This is a genomic window from Bacillus sp. SIMBA_154, from assembly GCF_046536015.1.
GTDB lineage: Bacteria > Bacillota > Bacilli > Bacillales > Bacillaceae > Bacillus > Bacillus pumilus_P.
This window is the reverse complement of record NZ_JAWJBV010000016.1, coordinates 1-14,179: the sequence shown is the minus strand read 5'-3', so window position 1 is coordinate 14,179 and position 14,179 is coordinate 1. Positions and strand designations below refer to the sequence as shown.

At 41.9% G+C, this 14,179-nt stretch carries 20 protein-coding genes; 2 read left to right on the top strand and 18 right to left on the bottom strand.

Translation table 11 applies throughout. The features are described 5' to 3' along the window. Positions 1-143 precede the first annotated feature (143 nt). The 17 genes from R0K30_RS17140 to R0K30_RS17060 all read right to left on the bottom strand — a co-directional run bounded on the left by R0K30_RS17140 (position 144) and on the right by R0K30_RS17060 (position 11,344). A complete protein-coding gene (locus R0K30_RS17140) occupies positions 144-587 on the bottom strand; it encodes a phage tail tube protein (RefSeq protein WP_034317337.1) in 444 nt (147 codons plus the stop codon). A gap of 1 nt (position 588) precedes the next feature. Continuing rightward, positions 589-1,935, bottom strand: coding sequence for a phage tail sheath family protein (locus R0K30_RS17135; protein WP_249705098.1), 1,347 nt, complete (start codon positions 1,933-1,935; stop codon positions 589-591). 3 nt (positions 1,936-1,938) lie between these two features. Further along, complete coding sequence (locus R0K30_RS17130; RefSeq protein ID WP_034317333.1) at positions 1,939-2,151, bottom strand: YqzN/YkzM domain-containing protein; 213 nt, start codon at positions 2,149-2,151, stop codon at positions 1,939-1,941. Beyond that, a complete protein-coding gene (locus R0K30_RS17125; protein ID WP_256498963.1) occupies positions 2,138-2,593 on the bottom strand; it encodes a phage tail terminator family protein in 456 nt (151 codons plus the stop codon). The genes R0K30_RS17130 and R0K30_RS17125 overlap by 14 nt, the downstream gene beginning before the upstream one ends. Before the next feature lie 4 nt (positions 2,594-2,597). Further along, positions 2,598-3,095, bottom strand: a complete 498-nt coding sequence (locus tag R0K30_RS17120) for an HK97 gp10 family phage protein (protein ID WP_256498964.1) — start codon at positions 3,093-3,095, stop codon at positions 2,598-2,600. Next, the gene (locus R0K30_RS17115; RefSeq protein WP_256498965.1) at positions 3,092-3,448 is read right to left on the bottom strand and encodes a YqbH/XkdH family protein; all 357 of its coding nucleotides are present in this window, start codon (positions 3,446-3,448) and stop codon (positions 3,092-3,094) included. Before R0K30_RS17115 ends, R0K30_RS17120 begins: the two co-directional genes overlap by 4 nt. Then, positions 3,445-3,828, bottom strand: coding sequence for a protein YqbG (gene yqbG / locus R0K30_RS17110; protein ID WP_410611852.1), 384 nt, complete (start codon positions 3,826-3,828; stop codon positions 3,445-3,447). The genes R0K30_RS17115 and yqbG overlap by 4 nt, the downstream gene beginning before the upstream one ends. A gap of 13 nt (positions 3,829-3,841) precedes the next feature. After that, positions 3,842-4,765, bottom strand: coding sequence for a phage major capsid protein (locus R0K30_RS17105; RefSeq protein ID WP_099727144.1), 924 nt, complete (start codon positions 4,763-4,765; stop codon positions 3,842-3,844). Positions 4,766-4,787: 22 nt separating this feature from the next. After that, positions 4,788-5,873 carry an XkdF-like putative serine protease domain-containing protein gene (locus R0K30_RS17100; RefSeq protein ID WP_256498966.1) on the bottom strand — a complete coding sequence of 362 codons (1,086 nt, stop codon included), beginning with the start codon at positions 5,871-5,873 and terminating at the stop codon, positions 4,788-4,790. Positions 5,874-5,910: 37 nt separating this feature from the next. Next, entirely contained in the window at positions 5,911-7,368 is a 1,458-nt protein-coding gene (locus tag R0K30_RS17095) for a phage portal protein (RefSeq protein ID WP_410611849.1), read from the bottom strand. Continuing rightward, positions 7,365-8,675 carry a PBSX family phage terminase large subunit gene (locus tag R0K30_RS17090; RefSeq protein ID WP_410611847.1) on the bottom strand — a complete coding sequence of 437 codons (1,311 nt, stop codon included), beginning with the start codon at positions 8,673-8,675 and terminating at the stop codon, positions 7,365-7,367. The genes R0K30_RS17095 and R0K30_RS17090 overlap by 4 nt, the downstream gene beginning before the upstream one ends. Further along, a complete protein-coding gene (terS, locus tag R0K30_RS17085; protein WP_327925382.1) occupies positions 8,672-9,319 on the bottom strand; it encodes a phage terminase small subunit in 648 nt (215 codons plus the stop codon). The genes R0K30_RS17090 and terS overlap by 4 nt, the downstream gene beginning before the upstream one ends. 353 nt (positions 9,320-9,672) lie before the next feature. Beyond that, positions 9,673-10,191 (bottom strand): sigma-70 family RNA polymerase sigma factor, encoded by a 519-nt coding sequence (locus R0K30_RS17080; protein ID WP_230030834.1) that lies wholly within the window; start codon positions 10,189-10,191, stop codon positions 9,673-9,675. A 125-nt stretch (positions 10,192-10,316) separates the two neighbouring features. Beyond that, complete coding sequence (locus R0K30_RS17075; protein ID WP_034317304.1) at positions 10,317-10,523, bottom strand: XtrA/YqaO family protein; 207 nt, start codon at positions 10,521-10,523, stop codon at positions 10,317-10,319. Further along, a complete protein-coding gene (locus tag R0K30_RS17070) occupies positions 10,516-10,920 on the bottom strand; it encodes a holliday junction resolvase (RefSeq protein WP_249705104.1) in 405 nt (134 codons plus the stop codon). Before R0K30_RS17070 ends, R0K30_RS17075 begins: the two co-directional genes overlap by 8 nt. A gap of 102 nt (positions 10,921-11,022) precedes the next feature. Continuing rightward, entirely contained in the window at positions 11,023-11,217 is a 195-nt protein-coding gene (locus R0K30_RS17065) for a hypothetical protein (protein ID WP_230030832.1), read from the bottom strand. Beyond that, entirely contained in the window at positions 11,192-11,344 is a 153-nt protein-coding gene (locus R0K30_RS17060; RefSeq protein WP_180275504.1) for a hypothetical protein, read from the bottom strand. The genes R0K30_RS17065 and R0K30_RS17060 overlap by 26 nt, the downstream gene beginning before the upstream one ends. Before the next feature lie 353 nt (positions 11,345-11,697). Between R0K30_RS17060 and R0K30_RS17055 the strand changes: the two genes are divergently transcribed. Beyond that, complete coding sequence (locus tag R0K30_RS17055; protein WP_099727137.1) at positions 11,698-12,075, top strand: helix-turn-helix domain-containing protein; 378 nt, start codon at positions 11,698-11,700, stop codon at positions 12,073-12,075. 357 nt (positions 12,076-12,432) lie between these two features. Continuing rightward, positions 12,433-13,428 carry a biotin synthase BioB gene (gene bioB, locus R0K30_RS17050; protein ID WP_099727136.1) on the top strand — a complete coding sequence of 332 codons (996 nt, stop codon included), beginning with the start codon at positions 12,433-12,435 and terminating at the stop codon, positions 13,426-13,428. 40 nt (positions 13,429-13,468) lie between these two features. On the opposite strand, the gene R0K30_RS17045 is transcribed toward bioB, so the two are convergent. Next, the gene (locus R0K30_RS17045) at positions 13,469-13,942 is read right to left on the bottom strand and encodes a stress protein (RefSeq protein ID WP_099727135.1); all 474 of its coding nucleotides are present in this window, start codon (positions 13,940-13,942) and stop codon (positions 13,469-13,471) included. Positions 13,943-14,179 lie beyond the last annotated feature (237 nt).

The following is a 14,179-nucleotide window of genomic DNA, read 5'->3' as shown; positions in this document are numbered from 1 at the left end:
TTTGCATGTAAACATAATTTTCTGTTCTTGGAATGCTTTAAGAATGCTTCCAGAATGCTTTGAGCATTCTAATTGCATTATAACACATTCCTTTTTAAATTCGCCAATATTACTTAGCGAATTCACTCGTACCAAATAACGAATTAAAAAGAATTCTTCAGCTTCTCAGGCAGGTCAAAATCCTCGAATGTGAAAGGAACTTCTTCTTCAAGTGCCTCTGAATCTACATCCAGTCCAGCAATTTTAGCTGAATCAAAGTTGACATCAAATAATGTCACACGCTCTGTGCCTCGGCCAGATGACTTATCTTCAAGCACAGCTTGAAGAGTGAAATAAGGATCTTCTCCTTTTTTCACATAGTTGAGCATTAATTGCACGAAACGTGATGTGACTTTATAGAACGTCGCAGTTCCTGTTCCGTTTGCACCGGTTGTTTTATGACCAGTCATTCGGCGGCCCATGACATTGACTTCTGATTTGTTTTTCTCCACATTTGCTTCGAAGGTTTTGATAAATGCAAGCTCCTCACCTTCTAAGAAAAGACGACCTTCTTTACCTGAAATAGTATTTTGCGCTTTAAAAGCCATCTTACTTCACCTCCACATTGAAATAGAATTTTTCTGCTGCATCTACTGGTTGAACCGCTAAATCGATGATAAATCCATCACGATCTTCATTGAGACCAATCACGATATCTGTTTCTGAGTTAAAGCCTGTAATGCCGCTGCCATCTTGAAGCTGTGTGAGATACTGCGTAATGAGTGTTTTCACAAGCTGCACACCATCATCTGATGCTGGAATGTCATTGCCATTGGCTTTACGTAATTTAATCAAATTTTTCAATTCAAACGTTAAATCATTGTTAATCGCATCAAGCACACGAATGATTTTGTTTTTCGCCATTTGCTGGTTCTTTTCAGCCGTGAAGCTTGTTAAGGAGTTAATATCTTTTTCAACGCTCACAGTACGGTCCCGCGCATCAAAGGTGAAAAGAAACTCCCCTTGTGATAATCGGTATTCTACTTGATCATTATCAAGGCGTTCTAATGTATCTACTGCTCCTTCGTATTCAACAAAGGTAAGTGACTGATTGAAGTTCGCTCCTGCACTTGCACCTGCGACCCATGCTGTTGTTTGTGCAGGCGTCAGTTCTGTTCCGTCTTCTAGAACAACACCGCTTGTGACATTGATGATCCCCTCTTGGTCAGCTGCATAATTGGCGACAACCCCTTGCACCTTACGTCCTTGCTTATCGCGTAAACGCTCGATAAATGAGGCAAAGGTTGCTTTTAATTGCTCGCTATTATCGACCGGAAGAGCAATGACATCAAAGTATTCTGTTTCGGCTGCTTCTAGGAAAGCTGTGTAATCTGCAACACTTGCCACACCATTTTTCCCGCCGCTTAGTGCCACACCAGCTGTGATAACTGCTTCACCTTCACCAGAAAATTGAACATATTTGTTTTTCACAAGATCTTTGACATCAGTCACAACCTGCTTATCGACAATATCTGTTCCAAGATAGGTGATAACGTCGCGCTTTGTGCTATCAAGTACATTTTCTGCGACTTGTACTGTGATCTCATTTCCTTTTAGGCCGCCATAATTTGCTGTAACCACAAAATGTTCAGCGATTTCGGCTTTGGCTGGCTCCCCTTCATTTAAGCGGTAAAGCAAGACTGTTTGTGCTTTTTTCTTTGCTTCACGGAAAAGAAGGAGTGACTTATCATCAATGTTGAGTCCGACCTTTTTATTTAAGTCTTCCATATTGGAAATGGAAATAAAGGTTTTTGGTTCTCCCCAGCTCATCACAAGAGGAAGTGCCACCGTACCTCGATCGCCTAAAGTAATTCGCTGCTCTGCTGTTGTTTTAAAATTAAAGTAAATGCCAGGACGCTTTTTCTCTGTTCCTGGTGTAAAAGTGCCTCCGTTCATCCTTTAAACCTCCTTGGACAAAAAAGCATCAATGTGCTTCTTTGCTTCTGTTTTTGTAATTGGTTGATGCTTGATATAAAAAAGAGCACCTTCAAGGATTTCTGGTTTTACCCCAAAAAGATCCTTACTGTGCTCTTTTAAGGCTTCAAATGAAAAGCCAAATTCTTTTTCTTCGCCAGCTGTTTGATCGAGCTGTGCTTTTTTAGTCTTGCTCACGTTTGATCACCCCATCTGAAAAATTGATATTTTCAAGGCTTGTCTGTTTGTCTCGGTTGTACCAATAGCTGCTATCCCACGTCAGGACAATCGCTGCTACGCCTTGATCTATGATTCTTGTTTCCACTCTTTTTATGCGGACATAATCATCAAGCACCTCTCCATCTTCACTCATCATCTGAATGATTTGACGATCAGCAAGCAATGCATCGACGACTGTTTCTGCTGCATCATGCGCTTTTTCTGTATCGATATGAAACACTTTCACTTGCAGCGAATAAGATTTCATAAAGGTAGATATCGTATCTGGACCGCTGATGACTGTCACTGGCGGCACATAAACAGACGGAACTTGAAAGCGCTCTGGCAGAAGACGATCATACATTGTTACAGGAAATTGTGTGTAAATAAAATGCATGATTGCCCCGACTTCTTGATTCATTCAATCACCTCCCAAAATGTCGATCGATCCAGCTTTGAAGCTTCCGATCTAGCGAATGTTCAAACATTTGCTCATAGAGCATGACAGCATGGTCCCAGTAGCCATTTCCATTCATCCATTGAGATGCAAGCATCATTCCTGTACTTGCATTCGGATCATATTCAAAGCGGCCACCAGCCCACCTGCCAGGGACCCATCTTCGCTCTCCATTTGAAGAAGTGGCATGTCCGTCATTGACGTATGAGGCATAATCTAGCTGCGTCCCCACTTCAAGCGTGAGACCGTCTCGTGAGATGAGGAAATGATTCTCCTTGTCACCTTGCCTAAAGGAGCTTAGAAGCCGGCCTGTATCGACAGCATTCTCCTTGATTAATTCATCCTGAATGATGTCTAAAAGCTGCAAGCCCTTCTCCTGTAACCATTCTTGATACTCCGCCTTTAAGCCGCCATCACACGCCGTCTTCAGCTGTGAAAGCAGCCGGTCAAGTCCATCAATTTTCATAGATGTTCCTTCCTGACTGCCAACACTTCAATGTGATGATTTTTCACTATTTTGGGCTGCTGTAATTTGAGTGAAACCCCGTTCCATACTATTTTGTCATGCAAGCGAATATCACTTGCTAAAGGAAAATGGACAAGATAGGACTGATAAATCACTGTATTCGGTTCTTCCTGCACGAGTGACTGGTTTTTTTCTATGACATAGCAAGAGAGATTTCTCAAGCTTGGCGCATCAGGATAAGTGAGTGTTATTTGCAAATCTCCAGGTGGAATCCCGAATTTCCCGCGGACAGCCTCCTCGTGTTCAAGGTGAAAAAGATCACAGCGATCCGTTAATAAAGATTGATAACTCATAATGATCTCACCTTTAATTTGGCACTGCCGCCAGTGAGCGATGGTTCAATGTAATCAACAAGCAGGGCATATACATAGGGCCTGCCTTTGACTTGTTCAGCTGCCTTCGCATATGAATAATCGCCCATTTTTTCTGACGTAAAGCCTTTCATCATAGATTCATCATCATTCAGCATGGCAAAGTATTGGGCCATTTTTAATAATGCGATCCTTGCTTTTTCAGGGAGGGGCTGATATTTTTCGTTTGTGAAATCGTGACCTACGATCTGAAATACTGCAGCTTCTGCTTCGATAATATCTGCTGTCAGTCTCTCTACAGATCGATTTTTCACACGATCAAATACAGAATAGGCTTGTACTTCCTCAACAGAAATAATCATGGCCTGCCGTCACCTACTCTTTCACTTTCATCACTTTTGCTACAGCATCCTCTTCCTCAAATTTGCTGTCTAGCTTCGCTGTCAGGACAATAATAAACTTACGGCTGCGAATATCTTTTTCTACTTCAATACGAATATTGCGAGAAAAACCTACGATAATGTTTTTAGGGTGTGTCAGTAAAATATCTGATACGTCTGTTCCTGCTTCGTCATATGGCTGCATATTGGCAAGACCTTTGACCGGGACACCAAACGCAGAGGAAAGTCCGCCTTGAATTGCCGCATCTCCTAAGCCGGTCTGACGGTTTGCTACTTGATCCTTCCACTCGACCTCTAGACTTGGAGATGTGTAGAAACGGAAATCCTGAGGAACACGTAAATATTTTGATGGCATCGCTTTATAGGCTTGTTTGAACATTTGACGGCTAATTTCTGCTCCATTTGCATCTACAATATGAGATACTGCTTGTTTTCGTACGCCATCCATTTGAGCTAAAAACGGATCTGATGATGTTGTATCTCCATTGACGATCAGCTCTTCAATATCTACCGCCGCTCGTTCTGCCAGCATTTGCATAACGGTCTGCTGAATCCCGTCTTTTTCAATATTGTTTTCAATGCTGTCGTAGGTCATGTGAATTTCTGCAATGACCTCTTTCGCATTTAGCTGGACAGTGCTTGTCGCTGGGACAACACGGTCTTTTGCATCAAGCGCTTTTCCTTCTTCTGCTGGGCGCAAAATACGCTGGCCGAAGCCGATTTTTTCGATTTTTTGTGAATCACTTTCCATCGGAATGATGCGTGCATCATTTAAAACGGTTGGTGTGTTTTGCATCATTCTAATGAATGTGTTGGATTGGGTTGCGTTCATGAGACCGCCGGTTTTTAAGCTGGCAAGTGTCATTTCAGCCTTGCGAATCAACTCTTGATTTCTCACACTGTTTCCTCCTTATTTAGGCTTATAGTAAGCCATCCCATATGGGCTTTGTCCTGTCGTTTTGTGTATCGTGGATTGTTTGTTTTGAAATGCCCCGCGCTTTTTCAAGCATGTGAATCCGCTCTGAAATAGGCAAAAGCTGCTGCTGAAGCACTTGGTGAATGGCTGCTTTTTCTCTGCTGGCTGATTTCTCTAATGAAGAGAGCTGATGACGAATCGGCGCAACCACTTGCTCCAGCACCTTTTGGACCGGTTCTTCTTCTTGACCTGTCTCTGGTTTTTCCGCTTGCTGTAAGACGTTTTCGATTGCCATTTTTGCTTTTTCCAGCTCGTTCACCTGATCCGCCGTCAATCCGGCATCTTGCTTTTGAACGGATGCTGGCCTTTCGCCAATCGTTTGAAGCACATCATCTGTCTTCAAAACATCCTGCACCATTGGTATCAATTGTTCAAGCGCAGCTCTTACGCTAGACTCATCACCATCACTCGACTGTAAGGTTTCCAGCAGATGGTCTAAAACGCTCCAAAATTGTTGTGACATGTTTGCACCTTCCTCTTTCAAAAAGAAATTTTTCAGCAAAGAAAAAAGCCCTCTCTCATTCGTGCCTTGAGATAGGAGCTGATCTTGTTCTTCTATTGCCACGATATCCGCCGTCCCAGCCATTGAGTAGCCTGTAATGTGGCCCTGCTGAATTTGATCCCAAATATCTTGTGAAGCCTTTGTCACAAGCACCCAAGATCCTTTTTGAATCAATTCCCCGCCTACTTCAAAATCCGCCGGGGCAATGTATGATTCAACGACTTCGCCAACACCATCTTGAAAATCATGCTGTTTGTCAATATGACGGGCATCCTTCATAAAACCGTGTGCCGCTCTTTCAATTTCCTTGGCTGACATAAAGTCTTGGTGTGCATCCAGTGTATTCGGTTCATACACGACACCATACACGAGGCGATGAGCATCTTCTGCCTTTGTGAGGACACTGATTTCCTTTTGAAAGTCAGGCTGCCTCTTCTTTGCTTTCATTAAAAAGAATTTCTTTTGGTTTGCTGCCCTGTCCACGTAGGAAACATGTGTAATTTTTGCGTTTTTTAATTCTCTTGGCATATGTTCACCCCCTTTCAAAAAGCTCACGTCCTTCTGTTTATTCCTCCAGCTGGTTCGGCTCTGATTGAGGCTGTTCTTCAGCTGATTTGATGCGGCTTTCTAAGGGCCGATGATAGAACTCCTCTGGCCATTCCTCTAACGTTTTCCCAAGAATGCGTCCCGCCAGATCTCGCAAATCGTTTGGTGACACTGCCCCAGCTTGAATAAATGGCGTAAGAACCTTGGCGATCTCTAATGGATCTCTAAAATCAGGTCCATTTAATAGAAAGCGGACATGCCATATATCAAGGTCCGGCAGGAAAAGGGTATTAAGTTTCCCTGTAATGAGATGCCGCTCAGGCTGAAATACTTGCTCCTCTGTTGTTTTACGCGCAGTATCTGCTGTGGCTTTGTTATAGTCTTGAGACTCGCCTGTGTAAATAGGCGGCAGGCGAAAAGCGGAGCGTATTTTGTTCCTAGTTTTTTCGTCGTATTCTAAAAAGAGCGCATCCTCTTGCAGGATCTCTGCTAAGGATTTAAAGTTCACTTTGACATTTGATACATCTTCTTCACCTGTTAACCCTTTTTCCGTCGGAAGACCTTCTACTTCAAGCAATAAAAATTTATGGGCATGATCAGATCCTTCAATATCGTCCATATAATCCTGAAGCTGCTGATAGGACGATTCTGACAGCATTCCATTTTCGACAATAATGGCACCAGGTACATGCCGTCCTTGCTTAAAATAAAGATAGTTCAGTTCTTCTGCTTTGCGCGCTCCGTACATATTCACGATGTTGCCAATCCAGCGGGGAATCCCATACGTTCCACTGCCGATTTTAAAATGGATCACTTCTGTTGCTTGAAGCGGCTCTGGCGTGGTGTCATCGTATTTGCCTGTTTCACAATTTAAAATGCGCGGATCACCATACTCCTTAAAAAAGACTTTCTTTTCATTGATCACCTGCACATATTTTCGGAATCGTTTCTTTCGATTCATCGTCTTCAACTCGCCGTTTTCTGTGTATCGGAATTCGACGTCGACTGGCTCACTCAGCTTGCAAATGCGGATATGGAGTGCATCTAAATACTCGATTCCTGCCGGCTTTCCTTGTCCATTTCGCAGCACCTCTAAAAAACCATTGCCCGTTTTCTCTCGGTCTTCGAGGACATAGCCAAGAATCACATCGGCAGACTCATCATAGTTCATGTATCTTGTAAACTCTTCAAGTCTTGTCCATTCCTTCTCTGCGGTCTTCTTTTTTGCCGGTTTCACACCTTCTGCATTAAAGTCAAAGGCGTATTCCACACCAAAACCAAAGCCTAAAATGTTTGTTTTATAGGCATCAATACATTGCTGAAGAATGGTCGAGTACTCTGCCATGCTTTTTAATTCATTGATATTGTAGGGCGGGGGTACAATGTCATCTTTTTCATAGGAAAATTCATCTTCATACATTTGCTTTGTGTGATCAGACATGTTTGCCTTCATAATCGTTGCTTTCAATTGTTTCATTGTATGGACCTCCTCTCTCTGTTTGGACGGACACGCTCCGAGGCGGTCTGTTTCAAATCCGTCACTTCATAATCATCCAGCGCATACCAGATGGCTGATAATGTGTGCGGATCGATCTGAAATTCATCTTCCTCGAGGCGTCCGTCCTTATCTGCCTTATAGGTCAGTGATTGAAGTTCATAGATTGTGTACGGACAAGCATCAGAGCAAATGATTTTCTTAAACCGTTTGATCTTTTTTGTATACTGCAAACGTGAGCCCTGGAACTTATGCCCTGCCACCATTTGAAATCCACGCTGCCGAAAATAGTGAATGGTTTTAGGCTCTGCTGCGTCTGCTTTAATGAGTTCCTTTGATTCTACAAACTCTTTCAGATCAACGGCTGTTTCATCATCTGTTTTCCCGCGGTCGTAATATTCCCAATAAATATATAAGTACTTTTTTTCAGGATCGACGGCTAACCGAATTAACGCATTGTACGATTCAACAAAACCAAAATCCATCCCTGCTCGTTTCAGTGGTCTTTCAATCTGCTGAATCGCTTCTACTACGTCAGAATGGCTTCTTACCTCAAATTGAGGAAAAACCTTTGTGCCATTGATCCCGAAAAATCCCTTCCTCGCAATTCGATAAAAGTCCGGATCGTATTCTTTCAGCTCATCCAGCTGCTTCACATAGCTTTTAGGCAAAAACAGGTTATCTTCTGCCGTCGAGTGGTGATAGTACGTATCCTTGATAACGACAGTGCGCTTTTTGTATAATGTCTCGTCATCAAGAACAAATCGCTTCAGCTGTTCATCTCGAAAGAAATGTCTGTACGTCCAATTATCCTGACCAACGGGATTGGTCGATAACATCATATAAAGAGGTAAAGCCGGGTGCCTCAGCCTTCCAAGCAGCTCTTTAAAGCCTTCATAAGAAACCTCTGAGCACTCCTCAATCCAAATGATCGAGATATTGTTGATCGACTTCAACTTCTCAGGCTTGTCCAGCCCTTTAAATAAGATGCTGCTGCCGTTTCGAAACGTTAGTGCCAGCGGCGAACTGCGGCACTTCACCACATGATCGATGCCAAGATCGCTGACGATTTCTTGTAATAGAGAAAATGTCGACTCTCGGTGCGTATCATACACCTCTCGAATGACAAGTGCTGTCCGCTTTTCTTCAAGGAGTTTTAAGATCAGTTTCAAAGCAATGTGATAGCTTTTGGATGAGCCATAGCCGCCTACTAAAAATTGAAACTTTTGCTTCCAATCGAAAAGAAAGTGTTCAAAGTGAGGATTGACTTCTTTTTCAATCAACGTCATGAATCGTCCTCTTTTCGCTTGATCATGATGTGAAGATCTTCCTCTTTTTCTTCACGCACTGCTTTTTTTGCTTTTTCGATCGTCAGTTCGATTTGCTTCAGCCTTAATCTTCTTTCATCCTTCGCGTGAGCGAGCTCTTCAAACTGTTTAATGAGACGTCTCAGCTCCCCCATTGCACGAGATTGGGCATTTAAAAAAGTGGCATGCCGATCCCATGAAAATTGAAACGAATATTCTTCTGCTGTGATTTTTGGTTCTGGCTGAATGCCTTCTACTGTTTCTTCCTCTAATGAAGAGGGCATGTATGTTGCCTTTTTCAGCTCTTTGATCATGTCCTTTTGATCTGCGACATACATGATTCGCTGCGCGCGAATAATGGCTGAGTATTGAATTTGAATTTGGTCCCAGATGATATCAAGTGATGTGCGTCCACCCATTTTCTCCATGATTTCAATCGTTTCCTCCGAAAGAAATTGATTGAAGATCGAGTGCGCCTGCTTTGCTGATGTTTGTTGTCTTTGCCAGCCGTATCGTCTTTTCCATGATTTGACGGTATGGATGGAGACGTTGTAATGATCAGATATCTGCTGGTACGTCATCCCTTTCATATAATCTTTCTTTGCTTGCATCCGTTTATCTTTCATCTACATTCACCTGCCGCCTCCTTTTAGTTCGAATGATTCCCTAAAAAGGAATCATTTCAGCGTGTAGACAAACCCTCGCATTCGTTGTCAGGTCTGCGCTCCGGTGCCCACGAATGTCAAATTCGCTCCGCTCCGGTGCTCGTCCTTCCTAGACTTCAAAGGTTTTCTATCACGCTGAAAAGAAGACAAAGGGCTAAAATAAAGATCATTTTAGCCCTTTGTCAACAATCTGGAATGATTCCCTAAAAAGGAATCATTTGTGTAGGTCTAGCAAACATCCGTTTGGTCTTTCTAACTATAGGTGGCAACTGTAAGACAAGCTCTGATTGATTGATTTTCTAAAGAAAAAATGCCTATTCAGCAGCTTTGAATAGGCGTTCTTGCACTTTTTTGGACATTTTGGTCCGAGCTCTTTCCATATGTTTTTGTACAGTTCCTTTCTTGACATCTAGCATGATCGCAATCTCGCTAAACGATAGTCCCTGCGTTGTGTGCATAAAGAATACGTCCTTCTCTCGATCTGTTAAAACAGACAAAGCTTCGTCAATTCGTTTTTTGTCCCGCTCACTTACCTCTCTTTCTTTCTCTTGAATGAGGGTATATTCATGTGATAAGGCCTCTAATACTTCTGAATTTGCAAGAATAGTGCGCTGATAAACAGAACGTCTGTCTAATCCCCTGCGCGCACCTGGCTCTCTGCCGATTTGAAGCCAGTCCACAACGTATTCTAGATCGCTTACCATACTGGCGATCATTTTTTGATCATGCTTGTCTTGATCTGACAGCTGCTGGTCTTCTTTTTCTCTAAATCGTTCATATCGTTTTCTGGCATCCTTTAATGCTCTTTTATATTCGATCAGTAAATCTTGCATATGTGCTCTCTCCCTTTTTTAAGAAAATAAAAAACGGACACCAATCAGCCCCTTTAAGTAGGGTCTTGATCAGTGTCCGCAGGCTTTCCGTCTTGGACTTATGATGTTGTGAATTGTTCATCAGGCTAGCTGATTTTAAAACCAATCTCGTGATCCACTCTTGCAAAATGCCCTTTTGCCGTTTGAATAATGGTTTTTCCATGCTCAGGTACATCCATCATATAGGCCGTTCCTACATTTCCATCTAACACAATGACTTGAATCTTTCCTTTCTCCATTTCACCAACAAATGTCTGATTTTCTTGAATCAATAGTTGTTTTGGCTCATTCATATGCTTGTCTCCTTTTTGGTGATGACCTCATGCCGTCATCTACAGTATTTAAAATGATTTCAACTCTTGGGCGCATACTATAAAACTGAGAAACTCTTAAATCCACAATCTGTAGAGGGACTTCGTCAGCGATGGAGCGAAGTGCTTCTTGAATATGCTGTAGACTTGGCTGAAAGATACTGACGTGCACCGGACGTATCAAGCCTTTTTCAGCATATACACGCTTGTTTTGGCAGTCAGCTATGTCGAGCGGCATGTTGTCAAATAAACGTATCTCCAGTGATAGTGCGCCTTTTATTTTTTGCGGGCATTGCGCTTTTGCCGCTGCTTGAATTCTTTTCATGAACGTCTGTTTTGTTAATAAATGCTCTGTCTCAATGATGAAATGGATGACCATGTTACGATCTCCCGTCATCCTTTGCCCACTGCCTGATGTCTTGTTCGTTTTGACTCGCTTTGAGCAAGCATTTCATGAATGTCATGATTTGCTTCAATCGATTCATGTCGCTCTGATCCCCTCCTTATTTGCATCAGCGGCTTTGGCTGCCATAAGGGTCAAGTATGTCTGCTTCTCTTCTGCCGTGGCGAAAACAAACATCGGTTCCTTATGATGAAAGGCGATCCAGCCGCCAGCTTGTACTAAACAAAGCTGTGCTTCTTTTCGAGCATTAAACGTCAACTGATGTCTGATCATCGTCATGTCCCTCCTGACTTTCCTCTGCCTCTGCTTGATAACCACATCGTTTCATCTCATATGACCAGTAACTTTTTGGGTATCCAAAGTCATTCATCTGCGTCACCATCGGATGTTCAATATTCATTCTGTTCGTCTCCCCTTTCCTAAACACAGTCCCCTTCTAAAAGTTACTCTTTTCGTGTAATTTTTGATCAAAAAAAACTCCTGTACACCGGTATTTAACAGATATGCAATATGCTTTGCTCTTTCTATGCTGGTCTTCGTTCTGCCCAATTCTATATTCACATAGCCGCACGTCTACTTATAGCCAAGTTTCATCTTCCCACCTCTTACTCAATATGTGTAAGTTATATTCATTATGATAATATACACGAAACGAGTAAGTCAATCACATTTTTATTCTTTTTGTGTATTTATTTATCTTTTCCGTGTAATTCATGATAAAATTTACACATAATATGAAAAAAGGTGTTTCCAATGGATAATTTGACTGGAAAGATTTTAACTGAATTAAGAGAGAAGCATGGATGGAGTAAGTCAACCGTTGCTAAAAAACTCGGATTGAAGGCGATGTCTACCTATGCAAACTGGGAATATGGATTGAGAAAACCCGACGGTGAAATGATTGTGAAAATCGCCGAGCTATACGGAGTCTCAACAGATTATCTCCTCACAGGTAAAGACAAAAGCGGAACTGATTACGATCTTGCAGACGATCCTGATTTGCAAATTGCGTTTAAAGCTGCCTCCGATTTTTCCGAAGAAGCACGAAGACAAACCATCGACTTTATTAACTACATTAGAGAGAAAGAGAAACAAAAAGGCCGTCAGCCAAAACAGCCAGACGACGATTGATGATCTCTTTTCATAAAGCATTGCATTGCTGGGTATGTGCCCAGCTTTTTTTATGCCTCTTTTTCCATAAAAAAGAGAATGACATATGAATAAAAAATCATGTGTTTTTTGATTATCTCGTCTTCAACGCGGGTCTGTAACTGTTTTTCACTATAATTCACAGGGTGAGCTTGTATCAACTATATTACTGTTCGTTAAGATCAATCTTTACATACCAAAAGGCGATGACTTCATATTCATCGCCTTTTGATATTTTTGATTTGGATTCACTTGCGTCATTCATCCAGTACTTGCCATTGTCTATCCATTATGTTAACTTTTAATAAAAATAAGTTAACATATTGAGAGGGGCTATTTATGGGAAAGCAAATGTCTTTATCTTGGGAAGCGATAGCGGAGAAAGCGATGAAAAATGAACCGATCACGATGCAGGAGGGTCTAGACATTCTTGAAGCGGACGATGGAGAATTGTTACCTATTATGCATGCAGCCTATCAAGTGCGTTTTCATTTTTTTCAAAAAAAGGTGAAGTTGAATATGATTTTTAACGCCAAAAGCGGATATTGTCCTGAGAACTGCGGATATTGTTCACAGTCTATGATTTCAAAAGCACCAGTTGAAAGATATACAATGCTTGATCAAAAGACTATTGTGGACGGTGCACGCGAGGCACTAAAAAGAAAAGCAGGTACATATTGTATTGTGGCAAGCGGGAGAGCACCCTCGCACCGGGAATTAGATGAAGTGACTGCGGCAGTTAAGGAGATTACTGAGACGATGCCTTTGAAGGTGTGTGCCTGTCTTGGGTTATTAAATGAAGACAAAGCGAAGCGGCTGAAGGAAGCTGGTGTCCATCGATATAATCATAATATTAATACACATCATGATCATCATACTCAAATTACGACGACTCATACATATGATGACCGCGTGTCGACCATTGAGCGGGTCAAACAGTCTGGTATGTCACCTTGCTCAGGTGTCATTATTGGGATGGGTGAAACGAATCAGCAAATTGTTGAAATGGCTTTTGCGCTAAGAGCACTTGATGCGGATTCAATCCCCGTCAACTTTCTTCACGCAATCGAAGGAACTCCACTTGAACATCAAGAACGGACACACCCGATAAAAGCGTTGAAGGTTTTGGCGCTGATGAGATTCATCAATCCAACAAAGGAAATTCGAGTATCAGGAGGTAGAGAGTTTAATTTACGGACACTCCAGCCGCTAGCACTTTATGCGGCGAATTCCATCTTTGTAGGCGATTATTTAACAACAAAGGGCCAGCAAGTACAAACGGATCATCACATCATCGAGGATTTAGGTTTTGAGATCGAAGAATGTGCATTATAAAAAAAGTCTGCCGATGGCTCGGCAGACTTTTGACGATGAATTAGAATCTTTTATGGAAATCGACAGTACCGCTGCCTTCTTCACGGTCAAAGCTGCCAACAAAGGTCCAGTTAATATATCCGCCGTCACCATTGTTGACAAACGTACCATCTTCAAATACCCAAATACCAAACGTAATACCGTCATATTCAACACTATCATAATAGACAACATTGTTCAGCCCGCTAAAGTCATGGTCTTGGCTTAAGTTTTGGACAACCACATTATAGTTTTGACCTGCTTCATAGAATGCACTATAAGCCGCATTTTTTACAAAACCATCCCGATTTTGAGATGTTTTCACTGCTTCTTCAATTTTATCGGCAATGGCTACTGGATCAATGGATACACTTCCATCAACACCTGTTGTTGTAGCAGCTTCAGCCGTTTGACCAAAAGTCGTAAGAGATAGAGGGACAGCAACCATTGAAGTAGCGATCACAGAACCGACAAAAAATTTGCTTGTTTTTCTCATTATTTCTAACTCCTCCTTTAATTGGTATGTTTATGTACTACCCCTTCACTTGTCTCTTAAACACTATTTTTTGAAAATAGTTCATTTTCTACCAATTAAGAGGGTGATTTTACTGTTTAAAAGGGGCGAAACAACAAAAAACTACTCTTTTAAAAGAGTAGTCAGATTGTAGAGAAACTCATGTTTTTCTACAATCTTTTTTATTTTTAACGTATGTATGAAGAATGAAATGTATTG